Genomic DNA, 16,810 nt, shown 5'->3' with positions numbered 1-16,810 from the left:
CTCATTCACTGCGCGACATGGCCGCGCGGTGGCGCGAGACGAACTCCTGGTAGGTGTCGATGCCGCGCAGTTGCAGGATGGTGTTGCGCACCGCCGCCTCCACCAGCACGGCGATGTTGCGGCCGGCCACCACCTGGATCACCGCCTTGCGCACCGGCACACCGAGCACGTCCTGGTACAGCGGTTCATGGGGCATGCGTTCGTAGTCCCGCTCCATGGTCTCACGGCGAACCAGGTGCACGATCAGCGAGAGCCGCATCTTGCGGCGCACGGCGGTCTCGCCAAAGATGGCCTTGATGTCGAGCAGGCCGATGCCACGCACCTCGAGCAGGTTCTGCAACAGCTCGGGGCAGCGGCCCTCGATGCTGGTCTGGTTGATGCGGTAGAGGTCCACCGCGTCGTCGGCCACCAGGCCGTGGCCGCGGGAAATCAGCTCCAGACCCAGCTCGCTCTTGCCCAGCCCGGACTCGCCGGTGATGAGCACGCCCATGCCCAGGATGTCCATGAACACGCCGTGCATCGAGGAGCGGTCGGCGAAATGGCGCGAGAGGTAGGCGCGCAGCACGTCGATGACGAAGGCCGCCGACTCCTGCGTGGCGAACATCGGGATCTGGGCCCGCTCGCACATCGCGGTGAGGGCGTCAGGCGCGGTCTGCCCATCGGCCACGACCAGCACCGGGGGCTCCAGCGTGACGATGCGCGCCACGCGGCGGCGGTTGTCGTCCTCGCTGGGACTGGTGAGGTAGGCGACTTCGCGCTCGCCAAACACCTGCACGCGATAGGGGTGGATGTAGTTGAGGTAGCCGACCAGGTCGGCGCCAGACCGGGCCGCCCGGATGGCCACCTCATCGAAGCGGCGTTCTGAAGCGCCAAGCCCGGCGATCCACTGCCACTTCAAGGCGTCGCGATGGTCCTCGAAGAGGACATCGGCGCTGACGACGGTGGGTTTCAAACGGGGCTCGGGCTCAGGCGGCGGCGTGGGCCGACTGCCAGGAGGTGATCAGCTTGTGCAGCTCGGCCGAATCGGTGGACGTCTTCATCTGCTCGCGCAGCGCGCTGTCGCTGAGCATTTCCGCGATCTCCGACAGGATCTCGAGGTGCTTCTGCGTGGCCACTTCCGGCACCAGCAGAAAGATCATGAACTGCACCGGCTGCTCGTCGGGGGCATCGAAACCGATCGGGCTGCCCAGCTGGAACACCGCGGCCAGCGGCTGTTTGAGGCCTTTGATCCGACCATGGGGAATGGCCACGCCATGGCCAAGGCCGGTGGAGCCCAGACGCTCGCGCGCAAAGAGGCTGTCGGTGATCAGGGCGCGGTTGAGTCCGTGCTCGGTTTCAAACAGCAGGCCTGCCTCTTCAAATGCGCGTTTCTTGCTGGTGGCGTCAACGCCAACGAGCACTTGCACGGCGGGCAATATGGCGGAAAGTCGGTTCATGTAGGCCCTTTCGGACCGCAAATTATGCCGAGTTGGTGTCCCTTGGCTAGACTGCGGGCACAAAAAAGCCGCTTGACATATCAAGCGGCTTGCTGCAATGCAACATTCGTCACGCGCCCTGTGTCGGGCGCCGTGCGATGGGTCACATCAAACGTTTGACCGTACCGTGGTGATGGTCTTGCGTCTTGTCCTTGTAACGCAGCACCTGGCGGTCCAGTTTGTCGGCCAGTTCGTCCACCGCCGCGTACAGGTCGGCATGGACGCTTTCCGCAAACAGATCGCGCCCTTTGACATGGACATTGCACTCGGCCTTTTGTCGCAGGTCTTTTTCCTTGAGGTTGTCCACCGTCAGCAGCACCTTGATGTCGACCACCTGGTCGAAGTGTCGGGAGATGCGTTCCAGCTTGGTGGTGACGTAACCGCGCAGGGCGGGCGTGACCTCGAGGTGATGACCGCTGATCGTCAGGTTCATAGATGAGCCTCCATATGCTCCGGGTTGACACAAGCCGCCTGGGGCAAGACCTCCCGACGGCCACGGGGATGTCTTGAGACCACTATGCCCATGAATGCCCAGCGGCGCAACCCTGAGCGGCAACAAAGCGTGAGAAACGCGTGAAAACCCATCCGCGAACCTGGGAATTGGAAGCCTATTTGAGCCGTGGGCGGGCGGGCAATAGCATCCCTTGCGGCGCCCGGACGAGTCCGCACGTGGGCACGACTTGGCACGGTGTGAGAGAACAAATTCGTTGGGGAATGGACGTCATGCCGAGCAACCTCGATACGTTGAGGCTGGAGCAGCGCCTCTTGCACGAACAAGTGGGGATTCTTCTGCGGCACCTGCCAGGGATGGTGCTGGGCACCGTGATGCTGGCCAGCGGGGCGGCCTGGCTGCTGATTCTGCGGGGCCTGCCCGGCAGTTACGTTCTGGCCTGGTGGTGCGCGATGGTGGCCTACTCAGCGGGCCGCCTGGGCCTCTACGCCTGGCACCGCCGTCACCCGCACCACGAAGGCAACGTCCGCCAGTGGGCATGGGTCCTCACCGCGGCTTCTGCCGGCGCCGGCATGGTGTGGGGCAGCATTGCGCTCCCATTCTTCACGCCCGAAGACCCCTTCACACTGGCCATGATCGCGTTCGTGCTGTGCGGCATCCTGGCCAGTGCGACCCAGTCCATCGGATCGTTCTGGCCGGCGCAGGTGAGCTTCTCCATCCCTTGCCTGATGCCTTTCGCCATCCGGTGCCTGTTCGACGCGGATCCATCGCTGAACATGCTCGGCCTTCTTTCGCTGCTGTACCTCGTGTTCACCGCGTCGTTCGCACGCAGCATTCCCCGGTCGCTGCGCGAATCCATCCAATTGCGCATCGAGAACGAGCAACTGGTGGACCACCTGACCGCCGCCAAGGAACACGCGGAATCGTCTGACCGGCGCAAGACGCGGTTCCTTGCGGCGGCCAGCCACGACCTGCGGCAACCCATCCATGCGATGGGCTTGTTCGTTCCTTCACTGCAACGCCTGGTGCGCGACCCGCAACCCTCCCATCGGGAGCTGGCTGATATCGCCGACCGGATGCAGTCGGTGCTGGGGAGCATGGGCCAGCTGCTGCAGGTGCTGATGGAAATGTCGCGCCTGGACTCCGGCGCGGTCACGGTTCGACGGACCCCGTGCGCGATCAACCCGATCCTCTCGCAGGTGGGCGAGGTGTTGAGGGAACAGGCGCAATCGAAAGGCCTTCGGATCCGCATCGTCCAGACGCCGCTTTGGGTGGAGGCCGACCCTGCGGTGCTGCACACCATCCTGCTGAATCTGGTGGCCAACGCGGTCCGGTACACCGAAGAGGGCGGGGTGCTGGTGGGGGCCAGGCGCCGCGGGAACAACGTGGAGATCCAGGTCTGGGACACAGGCATCGGCATCCCGGAGCAGGAACTGCCCCAGGTCTTCGACGAGTTCTACCAGGCCAGCAATGCAGCCCGCGCATCGGCCCGGTCCCGGGGGTTCGGCCTGGGTCTGTCGATCGTGCACAGGTCGGCCGATCTTCTGGGGGCGCGCCTTGTCGTGCGCTCCCGCCTGGGACGTGGATCGCTGTTCGGCCTGCTTCTGCCCGGCAGCAGACCGGTGAGCGAGCCGCCCATGCCGCCACGCGCGCCCGCTGCTTCGGGCCTGGTGGTGCTGGTGCTGGACAACGACGAGCAGATCGTTCGCGCCCTCACGCACCTGCTCAGTGGCTGGGGCCATACGGTGCTCGGCGCACGAACGATGCGCGAGGCCCTGGTGCTGGCCTGGAACAACGATGCGTCGATTTCGCTGTTCGTCGTCGACTACCACTTGAGCGAGGACTTCAATGGCCTGCAAGCCATCGCTCGCCTGCGGGGCATCCTCGAGCGGGAAGTGCCCGCGCTGGTGATCACAGGCGACGCGAGCATTCAGCTGACCGATGGAGACATGCAGCAAGACATCACCCTGCTGCACAAACCCGTCGACCCGCAGGCGCTTCAGCGGCGGATGGACGAGGCCATCCACCCGGCGGCCGGGATTGTTTAGCATGTGACGGTCCCCACCACGCGATTCGCCCTTGTCCCTCGACACCCTTATCACCCACAACACCCTTCTGCCCCGCACCGCGGAACACAGCGCCGACGCCTGTGCGCTGGTGCTGATGGGCGGTGGCGCGCGCACCGCCTACCAGGTGGGCGTGCTCAAGGCCGTGGGGGCGCTGCTGGCCGGGCAGGCTCGGCCGGGCCAGGCCCTGCCGCCGTTTCCGTTCCAGTGGCTGTTTGGGACCTCGGCCGGCGCGCTCAATGCCACCTACCTCGCCAGCATCGCCACCCAGGGCTTGCCCGCGCTGTCCCAACTGGCCACCTTCTGGAGCGGCCTGCGCTCCGAGCGCGTCTACCGGCTCGAAGCACCGGGCTGGGTGCGGGCCAACCGCGTGGTGGCCGGGCTCACGCTGGCGCGGCAGGTGCGCCGGCACCGCGCGCTGCTCGACACGCTCCCCCTGGTGGACACCCTGCACCGCGCGATCGACCTGCAGGGCCTGGAGCGCGCGCTGGATCAAAGGCTGATCCATGCGCTGGGCGTCACGGCCTCGAGCTACACCACCGGTGAGCACTGGACCTTCTGCCAGACGCGGCCCGGCCACCCGGTGCCGCCCTGGCACCGGCCAGGGCGGCGTTCGGAATTCCAGCCCATCACCATCGAACACCTGATGGCTTCGAGCGCCATCCCCTTCCTCTTCCCGGCCGTGCCGCTGTGGGTCGATGGGCACAAGGAGCATTTCGGCGACGGTTCGATGCGGCAGCTCTCGCCGCTGTCGCCGGCGATCCAGTTTGGCGCGCGCCGCATCCTGGTGATCGGTGTGGGCCAACCCCAGCGGGCCGGGTTGGCCGCGCGCAACGGCGGCGAACCCACGGCCGGCACCATCGCGGGCCACGCCATGGCCAGTGTGTTCCACGACACCTTGCAAGCCGACGTGGAACAGACGCAGCGAGTGAGCCAGACCCTGGCCCGCCTGCCACCCGGACTGGCGGCCGCGCTGCCCTACCGGCCTGTGGAGGTGCTGGCGATCCAGCCCAGCTTCTCGCTGGACGAGCTTGCCAGCAAGCACATCCGCGAACTGCCCGCGCCCACCCGCAACACCCTGGCGGGCCTGGGGGCGCTGGACACGCGGCGCGGTGCGGCCGGCAGCGCGGCCGCGCTGGCAAGCTACCTGCTCTTCGAGCCGGGCTTCGTCAATGCCCTCATCGAGTTGGGCGAACACGACGCCTGGCGCCGAAAGGATGAACTGATGCGCTTTTTTGCCGCCCCGCAGGACCTCCAGGCCGGTGCTGCAGTGCCATAATTCCCCTTGTTTCATACCCGGAGAGACGCATGGAAAGCACACCCCCCAGTTGTGTGCTTTCAGCCACCCCCGCGACCGTCTGAGCGCCGCCACTGGCGGCTTTGGGTCAGGCGGCCGGACGGCTGAAAGCAGCACCCGAACCGCCCCCGAGGCCCGCTGCGCCGGCCTCGACCTTTTGCCAGACAGCACGAAACCGCCGGGAGCGCCGTCATGCTCAACGTATTCACCCTGGCCAATGGCCGCCTGTTCCAGGAAGAAATCGAGTCGCTCGAAGAGCTGGCCCGCTTCAAGCCCATCTGGGTCGACCTGGAAGACCCCACCCCCGAAGAGCGCCGCTGGGTCAAGCAGCACTTTGGCCTTTCGATTCCCGAAGACGCGATGGACGACGACATCGAGGAGTCGGCGCGTTTCTTCGAGGAAGACAACGGCGAGCTGCATGTGCGCTCGGACTTCCTGATCGACGACGACGAAGACCCGCGCGCGGTGCGTGTGGCCTTCATCCTGAACGAGCACAACGACACACTCAAGAGCCGGGGCGTGCTGTTCTCGATCCACGACGAGGACGTGCCGGTGTTTCGCCTGCTGCGCATGCGCGCGCGCCGCATGCCGGGCCTGATCGAGGATGCCAAGGACGTCCTGCTGATGCTGTTCGACGCCGACGCCGAGTACTGCGCCGACACGCTGGAGGACATCTACGACGAGATCGAAACCGTGAGCAAGAAGGTGCTCGACAGCAACGCCTCGGACAACCTGCTGAGCGAGGCGCTCTCGGCCATTGCGCGGCACGAGGACATGTCAGGCCGCATCCGCCGCAACGTGATGGACACGCGCCGCGCGGTGAGCTTCATGATGCGCAGCCGCATGCTCAGCGCCGAGCAGTTCGAAGATGCGCGACAGATTCTGCGCGACCTGGACTCGCTCGACAGCCACACCGCCTTCCTGTTCGACAAGATCAACTTCCTGATGGACGCGACCGTCGGTTTCATCAACATCAACCAGAACAAGATCATCAAGATCTTCTCGGTGGCCAGCGTCTCCCTGTTGCCCCCGACGCTGGTGGCCAGCAGCTATGGCATGAATTTCGACTTCATGCCTGAGCTGAAGTGGCACTACGGCTACCCACTGGCGCTGGCGTTGATGGTGTTGTCCGCGGTCCTGCCGATGCTCTACTTCCGCAAGCGCGGCTGGCTGAGGTAGCGCCGCTCAGCGCTGCGCCAGCAGCGCGTCGATGACCGCGCCGCTGTAGCGGCTCGCGACCTCGCGCAGGAAGCGCGGGAAGTCCACATGGGCGGCGTCGTCAGCACGGTCGGAAATGGTGCGCACCACGGCCAGCGGCACACCGTAGTCGTGGCACACCTGGGCAAAGGCGGCGCCCTCCATTTCCACCGCGAGCGCATCGGGCAAGGCATCGCGCAGGGCCAGGCTCTCTGCGGTGGTCGAGACGAAGCGGTCACCGCTGATCAGCAGGCCCTGGTGGCAGCGCGGCGCCTCCAGGCCAAAGGCCCGCATCACTTCGGCACCCAGCCGCGAAGGCAGCTCGCGCATCACCTGCTCGCTTGCCCGCACGAGCTGGGCCGTGAGCATGGCGTCGGCATCGAAACGCGAACGACCATAGCCTGGAACCTCATGGCGCGGAAAGATCGGCGAGGCGTCCATGTCGTGCTGCAGGAAGTGCCGGGCCACCACCACATCGCCCACGTTCACGCCCGGCGCCAGCCCGCCGGCCACGCCGGTGAACACGATGCGTTGCACACCGAATCGCTCGATGAGCACGGCGGCGGTGGTGGCGGCGGCCACCTTGCCGATGCCCGAGAGCACCGCCACCACGTCATGCCCCTGCAGGTGACCTCGCCAGAACGTGCGCCCACCCACGACCTGTTGCTGCTCATCGGGCATGAGATCGAGCACGGCGGCCAGTTCTTCGTGCAGGGCGCTGACGATGGCGATCGTGGTCACGGAAGGGTCACTCCTGGGCAGACAAAAGAAAGGGCGGCCGAAGCCGCCCTGCATTGTGGCGCAGCGCGCCAGGACCTCACTTCTTGTCGCGCAACTCGCGCCGAAGGATCTTGCCAACCGGTGTCTTGGGCAGCTCGGTGCGGAATTCCACCACCTTGGGCTGCTTGTAGCCCGTGAGATTGGTCTTGCAGTACTCCCGCACCTGCGCTTCGGTAAGGCTCTCGTCCTTCTTGACGATCACCAGCTTGACCGCCTCGCCCGACTTCTCGTCGGGCACACCGACCACGGCGCACTCCAGAACGCCAGGCAGCAGGGCCACCACGTCTTCGACTTCGTTGGGGTACACGTTGAAGCCACTGACCAGGACCATGTCCTTCTTGCGGTCCACGATCTTGAAGTAGCCGCGCGCGTCCATCACACCCACGTCGCCGCTCTTGAAGAAGCCGTCGGCGGTCATGACCTTGGCGGTCTCGTCGGGGCGCTGCCAGTAGCCCGCCATGACCTGCGGGCCCTTGATGGCGATCTCGCCCGGCTGGCCCACCGGCACTTCGTTGCCGTCGTCGTCCAGGCACTTCATGTAGGTGTTGGGCAGGGGCACGCCGATGGTGCCGCTGTACTCGGTGCTGGTGGTGGGGTTGCAGCTGGCCGACGGGCTGGTCTCGCTCAGGCCGTAGCCTTCGCAGATGGGGCAACCGGTCTTCTCCAGCCAGAGCTTGGCCACCGCGCTTTGAACCGCCATGCCACCGCCGACCGAAACCTTGAGGTTGCTCCAGTTGACGGTGTTGAAGTCGGGGTGGTTGGCCAGCCCGTTGAACAGTGTGTTGACCGCCGGGAAGCTGTGGAAGGTGTGCTTGCTCAGTTCCTTGAGCACGGCGGGCAGGTCGCGCGGGTTGGGGATCAGGATGGTCTTGCCGCCTGTGCGCATGGCCAGCATCATGTTCACGGTGAACGCGAAGATGTGGTACAGCGGCAGGGCGCACACGCTGGTGGGCTGTTCACCGGCCGGCACCTTCTTCATCACCGGGTCGTTCCAGGCCTCGGATTGCAGCACGTTGGCGATGACGTTGCGGTGCTGGAGCACCGCGCCCTTGCTCACGCCCGTCGTGCCCCCGGTGTACTGCAGCACGGCCATGTCGTCGGGCTTGATCTCGGGCCGCTTGAGCGTCCCGCGCGCACCCTTGGCGATCGCGTCGTTGAAGCGCACCGCCTGCGGCAGGCTGTAGGCCGGCACCATCTTCTTGACGTTGCGCACCACGTAGTTCACCAGCGCGCCCTTGAGCAGCCCCAGCTGATCGCCCATGGCCGCGAGCACCACGTGCTTGGTCGGCGTGTTGGCCATGCACTGCTGCAGCGTGTGTGCGAAGTTCTCGATGATCACAATGGCCTTGGCGCCCGAGTCCTTGAGCTGGTGCTCGAGTTCACGCGGGGTGTACAGGGGGTTGACGTTGACCACCACGAAGCCCGCGCGCAGTATGCCGGCCACCGCCACCGGGTACTGAGGCACGTTGGGCATCATGATGGCCACGCGATCGCCCTTGACCAGACCCAGGCCCTGCAGGTAGGCCGCAAACGCCTGCGAGAGACTGTCGGTCTGCGCGAAGCTGACGTCTTTGCCCATGAAGCTGTAGGCGGTGCGGCCGGCGTGCTTCTGGAAGCTCTCCTCCATCAGGTGCACCAGCGAGGGGTATTGCGCCACGTCGATGTCGGCAGGCACCCCGGCGGGATAGGCCCCCAGCCAAGGACGGTTGGCCATCGGTTCGGTCATTCGGAAACTCCTCGTTCTTGTGAATAGGACAACCGCGCATTGTCTGTGGGAAGTCCGGCCCCCGGCCTCGGTTTTTCCCTTACGCGGCCCTGACAAGGCTACCCGAAAAGCCCTGGATGGCCGGGCTCCTGCTACCAAAACCGAAGTTTGACGCCGTCGGGTGGCTTCCTCCAGCGCAATTGCGCTTGGCGATTCGCCGACGGCCCATTAACCTGCAGGACAAGGCGGAACAACCCGCAGATGGATGGAAACCATCGCAGGAGGGAAGAGGATGGCGACCCAACGAAGCGGGCGCACGCGGCTGGTCGACTGGACGAGAAAAGCCCTGGTGTTTGGCGAGCGCCGCGATGTGCCGCGCCCGCGCCATCTGCCCATCCTGCTGCTGTCCTTCGGCATCCTGCTGCTGGTGTCGTTTCTCATGCTCTCGATCGGCGACCGCATCAACGCCCAGGGCGCGGTGCTGACGCGGTTCATGGCTCGCGGTCAGGCGCCGCTCACGGCCCAGTGGTTCTACCCGGACAAGGAACGCGACCGCATCACCGTCGTGGTGTACGACGAGGAGTTCCTGTCTGCCACGGGCAGCGCCTGGCCGATCAGCTATGAGGCACACGCGGACAACCTGTTGCGGCTGGCGAACGAACACGGGCAGCGGCCCAAGGCCATCTTCCTGGACATCACTTTCGGGCAGGCGCGGCAGGACCCCACACTCCCGCATCTCGCTGTCGCCTTGTGCCAGTTGCACAAGGCAGGCATTGGCGTGTACCTGGCCGCCCTGGCCGACGACGCGGGACGGCTGCGCGTTCGCGAAGGGCTCAACGGGCTCACGGACATGGACGGTCAAGCCTGTTTCACACTCGTGGGCGTGGACTATGTACCTGATCCACTGGACGGCATTGCCTGGACTTACGAACTGAGCCGGCACCGGACCTTCAACGGCTGGGACAGGGGCGTCACTTCCCCCGACGCCCGCGCCCCGCCGTATTCGAGCGCCGCCATGATGATGGCGCAGCAGTCGGAGAAGCTGAACCTGGGCGTGGAAACCGCCCCCATGGCGCTGATCTGGGGCCACAACTCAGCCACCCAGGAAATGCGCCCAACCCACCTCGTGCACTGCCGCCCCGGCGAGCCGCGCTGGACGAACCTGATTCCCGGCGTATTGAGGCAACTCTGGGAACCGGCGATCCAACCGCCGCTGTGTCCCTATCACCGCACGCTGTCCATGAGTCAGCTGGGCCAAATGACCCAGGAGCAGCTCAACTACGACCTGAGGGACAAATTCGTCTTCGTGGGCGCGCACGTGCCCGGCTACAACGACTTCGCCAATTCGCCGGTGCATGGCCTGCTGCCGGGCGTCCACGCCCATGCCATGGCGCTGGACAACTTCCTGACCTACGGACGCGGCTACAAGCGCCAGGCCAACTGGAGCATGCCACCCGATTGGCACCTATTCGGTGCAGGCCTTGCGGTCATCGCGGTGGTCTTCATCGTCCACGTGTTATGGCGCCGCGCGCCACGCTGCGTCCGCGTGCTGGCGCACCGCTGGCGCTCACGCCCCTGGGTGGGCAGGGCCAGGAAAACGGTCAGCCAATGGCGATCGGGTTACCGATCATGGTCGCCCCGAACGCGCCACTGGCTGGCACAGCTTCGGATGCTGTTGGGCTGGCTGCTCCGATTGACGCTGCAAACCATTGCCGCGATGATGATGATCGGGTGGCTGCAGAAGGCGTCCCACATCGGACTGCTGCCCGTCGTTGAACTGATCGGCATGGCGCTGTTGGCGGAGGCGTTGGGCGTCATGCGATTTCTGGACGATTTGCTGTTCGGCCTGCCCAAGGAGCCACGCGCAGCGTGCACTCCTGCAGCGGCCCGCGATTCGACAACAACGCCGCCACATACGGGTCGGGGGAATACATGAGAACCGCTGCCGTTGCCATGGCTTGGCTGGTCGTGCTGTTGCCGCTCGCAGTGCACGCCCAGAACCAGATCGAAGGGGTCTCACCGAGCAGCCGGACGCGCCTGGAGCTTTACGCGGATCCTGCAGGCCCACTGAGCGGCGAGAGGGAGGCCGCCCAGATCCGTTGGCCGTTGGCGATCCTGGAGACAAAGGCCGGCTTTCACCGGGTGGAGATCGACCAGCAACCTCGGTGGATCAAGGGCGTTCACGTGCGCGTCGGCCGCTCGAACACAGGGGGATGCGCCACGGCCAAGAACAGCCCCTCCGGGCCGACCCTGAGCACACCTGGAGCTGGAAAAAATGCGTGCTGACCGCCAACGCCCACTCATGAGCCAGCGTGCACGACGCCTCGCGCTCCCACTGCTTTGCATCAGCCTGCTGGCTGGCTGCAAGACCATGCCGGAAAGCATCACCTCGCTGCCCATCATCAACAAGATCGCGGGCAAGGCGCCCGACCCGCAAGCCCCCCTGCCACCGCCGGTGGCCCGCACATGGCCCGATGTGCGCAAGGACGTGGTGAACCAGCGCGCGCGGGGCTTTGGCCTGGTCCATGCGCCGGAGCTGCAGAAGTACCTCAACGACCTGCTGGCCAGGATCAAAAGGGCCGTCGGTGTCCCGGACTGGCAAGGCGGCGTCCATGTGCTGGCCAGCCACGCGCTGGACGCCTATGCCACCGGCGCGGGCAACATCTACGTGTCGTTGCAGTGGCTCATCGATGCCCAGAGCGAAGATGAGCTGGTCGCATTGCTTGGCCACGAGTTCGGTCACATCTACCTGCACTACCACCAGCTCGAGAGCGCCGTGGCCGACGCCGACACCGTGACCGCGCTGCTCGGCATGGGCACGTCCCTCACGCTCAAGGCGGGCGAGGCCAACCGCTGGAACAAGGTGGACGTGCTGTTCACGTCGTACTCGCTGGGCAGAGGCCTGGCCACGGCGATTTACAGCCAGTCCGAAGAAACCGCAGCAGACCACTTCGGGCTGGCCATCGCCCACAAGCTCGGGTACTCGTACGAACACGGCAGCAAGGCCTTTCTGGAACGCCTGGCAGGCTGGGAGGAAGTCCAGGACAAGCGCGAGCGCGATCAGCAGGAGGCGTTGCTGGCCGCGATCCGCGCCCAGGCCGCGGAGCAGCCGTCCGCTCGCCAGACGGCCAGCCCGGCCAATCCCCTGAACCAGGGCATGGCCGACGCCAGTGGCGCGATGCGAGGTGAAATGCAGGCCGCCATGAGCCAGCTGTCCTTTGAGCTGCGCACCGGCTTCGACAAGGTGGCCGGCTCGCACCCTTCCACCTTGCGTCGCATCGATACGCTCGCCGAGGTGGCTGAGACCTATCCGGCGGTGGCTGTCCACCGGGAGGCGGTGGTGCAGCCGCTCGAGAGAGTTCGCAAGGAACGGCGAACCGCCTTGATCCTGCAGAACTACGAAACCGCCTTCAAAGTGATTGACGCGCCAGATGCGCCGACTGCGGTGGCCACCGCCCGCGCGGCCGCTTCAGGACCCACGGCGACGCATGCCGTGCCGCTGTACGCGTTGTACGTGGCCACGCAAGAGCAGACCGCAAGGGGCCGCAGCTCCCCGGCGCAGCAGCGCCAGGATCCTGGCCAGCTGCTGGAAGCCAATTTCAGCTCGGAAACCGACCGGGCCTGGATCACCTACCGGGAACGCAGCACGCGCCTCAAGGAGGGCCGGCAAACCGCTGCGGCCCAGCGCACTGTCGAGCGAGGCCTGGCGAGCTTTGCCCAGGCCGAGGAGGTCCAGCCCTACCTGGTGCGCTTCTACGGCGAAACCAGCGGCTGGGACGACGCCAAGAAACGGGCCCTGGCCTGTGCCAAGGACTTCCCCCGCGCCGCCCGGCGTTGCCAGCGCGCGGCGATCAGCCCGGCGGAACAAGCCCAGCTGGACAAGCAGGACAAGACCAAGCGGGACGATTTCCTCAAGCAGATGTTCAAGTGAGGCGGCGGCCCGCGCCGCCAGCCCTTACTCGACGGCCTTGGTCATGTCCTCGACGACCTTCTTGGCGTCGCCGAAGACCATCATGGTCTTGTCCATGTAGAACAGCTCGTTGTCCAGACCCGCATAACCGGCGGCCATGGAGCGCTTGTTCACGATCACCGTCTTGGCCTTGTACGCCTCCAGGATCGGCATGCCGTAGATGGGGCTGCCCTTCTGCAGGGCGGCCGGGTTCACCACGTCGTTGGCACCCAGGATGATGGCCACGTCGGCCTGGCCGAACTCGCCATTGATGTCTTCCATCTCGAACACCTGGTCGTAAGGCACCTCGGCCTCGGCGAGCAGCACGTTCATGTGGCCCGGCATGCGGCCGGCCACCGGGTGGATCGCGTACTTCACGGTGATGCCCTTCTCGGTGAGCTTGTGCGCGAGCTCCTTCACCGCGTGCTGCGCCCGGGCCACGGCCAGACCGTAGCCGGGCACGATGACGACCGTTTCGGCGTTGCCCAGGATGAAGGCCGCATCATCGGCGCTGCCGCTCTTGGCGGTGCGCTGCACCCCGCCACCGGCGGCCGCCGCCGTCGCGTCGCCGCCGAAGCCACCCAGGATCACGTTGAAGAACGAGCGGTTCATCGCCTTGCACATGATGTACGAGAGGATGGCACCGGAGGACCCCACCAGCGAGCCGGCGATGATGAGCATGGAGTTGTTCAGGCTGAAGCCGATGCCTGCGGCCGCCCAGCCCGAGTAGCTGTTGAGCATGGAGACCACCACCGGCATGTCGGCACCGCCGATGGGGATGATGATGAGCACGCCCAGGATGAAGCCCAGCGCGATCACCAGCACGATGTCCATCCAGCTCTGCGAGTGCCAGAAGCCGAAGATGAAGAAGGCCGTGGCCAGGCCCAGCAGCAAGTTGAGCTTGTGCTGGCCGGCGAAGGTGACCGGCGCCCCCTGGAACAGGCGGAACTTGTATTTGCCCGAGAGCTTGCCGAAGGCGATCACCGAGCCCGAGAACGTCACCGCGCCAATGAAGGCGCCCAGCGCGAGTTCGATGCGGTTGCCGCCCGGAATCGCTTCGCCCTTTGCGACGATGGCGAAGGCCCAGGGCTCGGCCACCACGGCCACGGCGATGCAGACCGCGGCCAGGCCGATCATGCTGTGCATGAAGGCGACCAGCTCGGGCATCTTGGTCATCTCGACCCGGTTGGCCATGAGGGCGCCGATGGCACCACCGGCCACCAGGCCGCCCAGCACCCAGACCATGCCCTGCGCCTTGCCGCCGGAGAGCTCGACGATGAGCGCGGCGGTGGTCAGCACGGCGATGGCCATGCCGGTCATGCCGAAGACGTTGCCTCGGATGGAGGTGGTGGGATGGCTCAGGCCCTTGAGGGCCTGGATGAAGCAGACGCTGGCAACGAGATACAGCAGCGTGACGAGGTTCATGCTCATTTGTGCGCTCCCTCAGCAGCAGGCGCCTTGCGCTCCTTTTTCTTGAACATCTCCAGCATGCGCCGGGTGACGAGGAAGCCACCGAAGACGTTGACGGCGGCCAGCGCCACGGCCAGCACGCCCATGGTCTTGCCCAGGTTGGTCTCGGTGAGCGCGGCGGCCAGCATGGCCCCCACGATCACGATGGCCGAGATGGCGTTGGTCACGGCCATCAGCGGCGTGTGCAGCGCGGGCGTGACGTTCCACACCACGTGGTAGCCCACGTAGATGGCGAGCACGAAGATGATGAGGTTGAGAATGGTGGGGGATACGGCTTCCATGAGAGTCTCCTCGATTCAGGTTTTCTTGATCTCGTTGATGCGGTTGCCCTCGCCGAGCAACACGACCCGTGGCTTCCAGTGCGGCACGGCGGCGTCGTCCACCGGGGAGTAGGTGCAGATGATCAGCAGGTCGCCCACGTGCGCCTTGCGGGCGGCCGCGCCATTGAGCGAGATGGCCCCCGAGCCGCGAGCGGCTTTGATGATGTACGTGGAGAAGCGCTCGCCGTTGTTGACGTTGTAGAGCTCGATCTTCTCGTACTCGCGCATGTCGGCCGCGTCCAGCAGGTCCTCATCGATGCCGCAGGAGCCCTCGTAGTGCAGGTCGGCCTCGGTCACGGTCGCGCGGTGCAGCTTCGCGCGCAGCATCACACGGCTCATTTGCGCTTGACCTCGCCGCCTTGCGCCATCAGGCAGGCCGCCACGATGTCGTCTTCCATGTCCACGTGCAGCCCGCCGTCCTTGTTGATGATGAGCTTGAGGAAGTCGAGCACGTTGCGTGCGTACAAGGCCGAGGCATCGGCGCCGACCATGGCGGCCAGGTTGGTCTCGCCCACCAGCGTCACGCCGTGCTTGACCACCGTCTTGTCGGCCTCGGTGAGCGGGCAGTTGCCACCCACGCCGTCGGCACCCTTGCCGGCGGCGATGTCCACGATCACGCTGCCGGGCTTCATGGACTTGACCATGTCCTCGGTGATGAGCACGGGCGCGGCACGGCCGGGGATGAGCGCGGTGGAGATGACAACGTCGGCCTGGGCCACGCGCTTGGCCACTTCGGCCTTCTGGCGCTCCAGCCAGGACGGCGGCATCGGGCGGGCATAACCACCCACGCCTTCGGCGGCTTCCTTCTCTTCGGCGGTCTCGTAAGGCACGTCGATGAACTTGCCGCCCAGCGACTCGACCTGTTCCTTCACGCTCGGGCGCACGTCGGAAGCCTCGATCACCGCGCCCAGGCGCTTGGCCGTGGCAATGGCCTGCAGGCCAGCCACGCCCACGCCCAGGATCACCACGCGCGCGGCCTTGACCGTGCCCGCCGCCGTCATGAGCATGGGGAAGAAGCGCTGGTAGTGGTGCGCAGCGACCATCACGGCCTTGTAGCCGGCGATGTTGGCCTGCGAGGAGAGCACGTCCATGCTCTGCGCGCGGGTGGTGCGCGGCGCGGCTTCGAGCGCGAAGGCGGTGAGGCCGGCCGTGGCCAGGCGCTGCAGGCCCGCGGCGTCGAAGGGGTTGAGCATGCCGACCACGGTGGCGCCGGGCTTCATCAGGGCGAGTTCGTTGTCGAACGGCGGGCGGACCTTGAGCACCAGGTCGGCGCCCAGGGCCCCGGCCGCATCGGTGATCTCGGCGCCCACGGCGGCGTAGGCCGCGTCGGTGGCGCTGGCGGCCACGCCGGCGCCCGATTGCACGCGCACGGTGTGGCCTTGCGCCACGTACTTCTTCGCCGTCTCCGGGGTCACGGCCACTCGGGTCTCGCCCACTGTGGTCTCAGCGGGTACGCCTATCAGCATGAATATCTCCTCACCCACAGGTTGAATGTGAAAGTCGGGCGAGCTTACCTGAAAGCGCCCGATTCGGCCCATGTCAGAGCGCCGCAAAGCCCATAATGCGCGCCATGGACACCCGATGGAAACCCAGCGTCACCGTGGCGGCCGTCATCGAGCGCGACGGGCGCTTCTTGCTCGTGGAGGAGCACACGGCCGAAGGACTGCGCCTGAACAACCCGGCCGGGCACCTCGATCCGGGCGAAGGCCCGCTCGAAGGTGTGGTGCGCGAAACGCTGGAGGAGACCACGCACGCGTTCACGCCCACGGCCCTGGTGGGCGTGTACCTCTCGCGCTTCCAGCGCCCGAGCCGCGCCGGGCTGCCGGACGAGGACATCACCTACCTGCGCTTCGCCTACAGCGGAGAACTGGGCGAGGCGCAGCCCGGCCGCGCACTGGACACCGGCATCGTGCGCACCCTGTGGATGACGCCCGACGAGATCCGCGCCAACGCCGCGCGCCTGCGCAGCCCGCTGGTGCTGCGCTGTATGGAAGACCACCTCGCGGGGCAGCGCTATCCCCTGTCGCTGGTGTTCACCGACCCCTCGGTCGCCCCCCTCGTTCGCTAGGGCCTGTCACCCCTCACGGGGCACCAGGCGCC

Annotated in this window: 16 protein-coding genes; 7 read left to right on the top strand and 9 right to left on the bottom strand. The window is 66.2% G+C overall.

From position 1 onward, the window contains the following. Nucleotide 1 precedes the first annotated feature (1 nt). The 3 genes from hprK to raiA form a co-directional block, all read right to left on the bottom strand. Nucleotides 2-952: an HPr(Ser) kinase/phosphatase gene (hprK, locus tag KIT86_RS11525; protein WP_297398436.1), complete on the bottom strand. Its 951-nt coding sequence runs from the start codon at nucleotides 950-952 to the stop codon at nucleotides 2-4. Nucleotides 953-965: 13 nt separating this feature from the next. Beyond that, nucleotides 966-1,436, bottom strand: a complete 471-nt coding sequence (locus KIT86_RS11520; protein WP_297398434.1) for a PTS sugar transporter subunit IIA — start codon at nucleotides 1,434-1,436, stop codon at nucleotides 966-968. 142 nt (nucleotides 1,437-1,578) lie between these two features. Beyond that, on the bottom strand, nucleotides 1,579-1,908 hold the full coding sequence (gene raiA / locus KIT86_RS11515; protein ID WP_291113681.1) for a ribosome-associated translation inhibitor RaiA: 330 nt from the start codon (nucleotides 1,906-1,908) through the stop codon (nucleotides 1,579-1,581). A 140-nt stretch (nucleotides 1,909-2,048) separates the two neighbouring features. Between raiA and KIT86_RS11510 the strand changes: the two genes are divergently transcribed. From KIT86_RS11510 to corA, 3 genes are all read left to right on the top strand, one after another. Beyond that, on the top strand, nucleotides 2,049-3,974 hold the full coding sequence (locus KIT86_RS11510; RefSeq protein WP_297398431.1) for a hybrid sensor histidine kinase/response regulator: 1,926 nt from the start codon (nucleotides 2,049-2,051) through the stop codon (nucleotides 3,972-3,974). Nucleotides 3,975-4,005: 31 nt separating this feature from the next. After that, nucleotides 4,006-5,271, top strand: coding sequence for a patatin-like phospholipase family protein (locus tag KIT86_RS11505; protein WP_297398429.1), 1,266 nt, complete (start codon nucleotides 4,006-4,008; stop codon nucleotides 5,269-5,271). Nucleotides 5,272-5,481: 210 nt separating this feature from the next. Next, nucleotides 5,482-6,468: a magnesium/cobalt transporter CorA gene (gene corA / locus KIT86_RS11500; protein WP_297398427.1), complete on the top strand. Its 987-nt coding sequence runs from the start codon at nucleotides 5,482-5,484 to the stop codon at nucleotides 6,466-6,468. Between the two features lie 6 nt (nucleotides 6,469-6,474). On the opposite strand, the gene KIT86_RS11495 is transcribed toward corA, so the two are convergent. Together KIT86_RS11495 and KIT86_RS11490 are read right to left on the bottom strand one after the other, a co-directional pair. After that, nucleotides 6,475-7,227, bottom strand: a complete 753-nt coding sequence (locus tag KIT86_RS11495) for a 5'-methylthioadenosine/adenosylhomocysteine nucleosidase (RefSeq protein WP_297398425.1) — start codon at nucleotides 7,225-7,227, stop codon at nucleotides 6,475-6,477. 76 nt (nucleotides 7,228-7,303) lie between these two features. Beyond that, a complete protein-coding gene (locus KIT86_RS11490) occupies nucleotides 7,304-8,980 on the bottom strand; it encodes a long-chain-fatty-acid--CoA ligase (RefSeq protein WP_297398469.1) in 1,677 nt (558 codons plus the stop codon). Between the two features lie 256 nt (nucleotides 8,981-9,236). Between KIT86_RS11490 and KIT86_RS11485 the strand changes: the two genes are divergently transcribed. The 3 genes from KIT86_RS11485 to KIT86_RS11475 are packed head-to-tail and all read left to right on the top strand — an operon-like array spanning nucleotide 9,237 to nucleotide 12,902. After that, nucleotides 9,237-10,907, top strand: coding sequence for a CHASE2 domain-containing protein (locus KIT86_RS11485; RefSeq protein WP_297398423.1), 1,671 nt, complete (start codon nucleotides 9,237-9,239; stop codon nucleotides 10,905-10,907). Nucleotides 10,908-10,924: 17 nt separating this feature from the next. Next, entirely contained in the window at nucleotides 10,925-11,257 is a 333-nt protein-coding gene (locus KIT86_RS11480) for a hypothetical protein (protein WP_297398421.1), read from the top strand. A gap of 16 nt (nucleotides 11,258-11,273) precedes the next feature. Beyond that, on the top strand, nucleotides 11,274-12,902 hold the full coding sequence (locus tag KIT86_RS11475; protein ID WP_297398419.1) for a M48 family metalloprotease: 1,629 nt from the start codon (nucleotides 11,274-11,276) through the stop codon (nucleotides 12,900-12,902). Nucleotides 12,903-12,926: 24 nt separating this feature from the next. On the opposite strand, the gene KIT86_RS11470 is transcribed toward KIT86_RS11475, so the two are convergent. The 4 genes from KIT86_RS11470 to KIT86_RS11455 are packed head-to-tail and all read right to left on the bottom strand — an operon-like array spanning nucleotide 12,927 to nucleotide 16,176. Continuing rightward, nucleotides 12,927-14,351, bottom strand: a complete 1,425-nt coding sequence (locus KIT86_RS11470; RefSeq protein ID WP_297398417.1) for an NAD(P)(+) transhydrogenase (Re/Si-specific) subunit beta — start codon at nucleotides 14,349-14,351, stop codon at nucleotides 12,927-12,929. After that, entirely contained in the window at nucleotides 14,348-14,671 is a 324-nt protein-coding gene (locus tag KIT86_RS11465) for an NAD(P) transhydrogenase subunit alpha (RefSeq protein WP_291113664.1), read from the bottom strand. The genes KIT86_RS11470 and KIT86_RS11465 overlap by 4 nt, the downstream gene beginning before the upstream one ends. 15 nt (nucleotides 14,672-14,686) lie before the next feature. Then, nucleotides 14,687-15,049 (bottom strand): aspartate 1-decarboxylase, encoded by a 363-nt coding sequence (panD, locus tag KIT86_RS11460; RefSeq protein WP_297398414.1) that lies wholly within the window; start codon nucleotides 15,047-15,049, stop codon nucleotides 14,687-14,689. Then, nucleotides 15,046-16,176, bottom strand: coding sequence for a Re/Si-specific NAD(P)(+) transhydrogenase subunit alpha (locus KIT86_RS11455; RefSeq protein ID WP_297398412.1), 1,131 nt, complete (start codon nucleotides 16,174-16,176; stop codon nucleotides 15,046-15,048). Before KIT86_RS11455 ends, panD begins: the two co-directional genes overlap by 4 nt. Before the next feature lie 104 nt (nucleotides 16,177-16,280). Here KIT86_RS11455 and KIT86_RS11450 point away from each other — a divergent pair, with 104 nt between their 5' ends. Then, nucleotides 16,281-16,778 (top strand): NUDIX hydrolase, encoded by a 498-nt coding sequence (locus KIT86_RS11450; protein ID WP_297398410.1) that lies wholly within the window; start codon nucleotides 16,281-16,283, stop codon nucleotides 16,776-16,778. The last annotated feature ends 32 nt before the right edge of the window (nucleotides 16,779-16,810 follow it).

The sequence above is a fragment of the Hydrogenophaga sp. genome, assembly GCF_026125825.1.
GTDB lineage: Bacteria > Pseudomonadota > Gammaproteobacteria > Burkholderiales > Burkholderiaceae_C > Hydrogenophaga.
This window is presented reverse-complemented; position numbering and strand designations above follow the sequence as displayed.

Coding starts and splice junctions, on each gene's coding strand:
- KIT86_RS11480 (WP_297398421.1), top strand. CDS start 10,925: ATGGCTTGGCTGGTCGTGCTGTTGCCGCTCGCAGTGCACGCCCAGAAC.
- KIT86_RS11470 (WP_297398417.1), bottom strand. CDS start 14,351: ATGAGCATGAACCTCGTCACGCTGCTGTATCTCGTTGCCAGCGTCTGC.
- KIT86_RS11465 (WP_291113664.1), bottom strand. CDS start 14,671: ATGGAAGCCGTATCCCCCACCATTCTCAACCTCATCATCTTCGTGCTC.
- KIT86_RS11475 (WP_297398419.1), top strand. CDS start 11,274: ATGAGCCAGCGTGCACGACGCCTCGCGCTCCCACTGCTTTGCATCAGC.
- raiA (WP_291113681.1), bottom strand. CDS start 1,908: ATGAACCTGACGATCAGCGGTCATCACCTCGAGGTCACGCCCGCCCTG.
- KIT86_RS11485 (WP_297398423.1), top strand. CDS start 9,237: ATGGAAACCATCGCAGGAGGGAAGAGGATGGCGACCCAACGAAGCGGG.
- KIT86_RS11490 (WP_297398469.1), bottom strand. CDS start 8,980: ATGGCCAACCGTCCTTGGCTGGGGGCCTATCCCGCCGGGGTGCCTGCC.
- KIT86_RS11455 (WP_297398412.1), bottom strand. CDS start 16,176: ATGCTGATAGGCGTACCCGCTGAGACCACAGTGGGCGAGACCCGAGTG.
- corA (WP_297398427.1), top strand. CDS start 5,482: ATGCTCAACGTATTCACCCTGGCCAATGGCCGCCTGTTCCAGGAAGAA.
- KIT86_RS11520 (WP_297398434.1), bottom strand. CDS start 1,436: ATGAACCGACTTTCCGCCATATTGCCCGCCGTGCAAGTGCTCGTTGGC.
- panD (WP_297398414.1), bottom strand. CDS start 15,049: ATGAGCCGTGTGATGCTGCGCGCGAAGCTGCACCGCGCGACCGTGACC.
- KIT86_RS11450 (WP_297398410.1), top strand. CDS start 16,281: ATGGACACCCGATGGAAACCCAGCGTCACCGTGGCGGCCGTCATCGAG.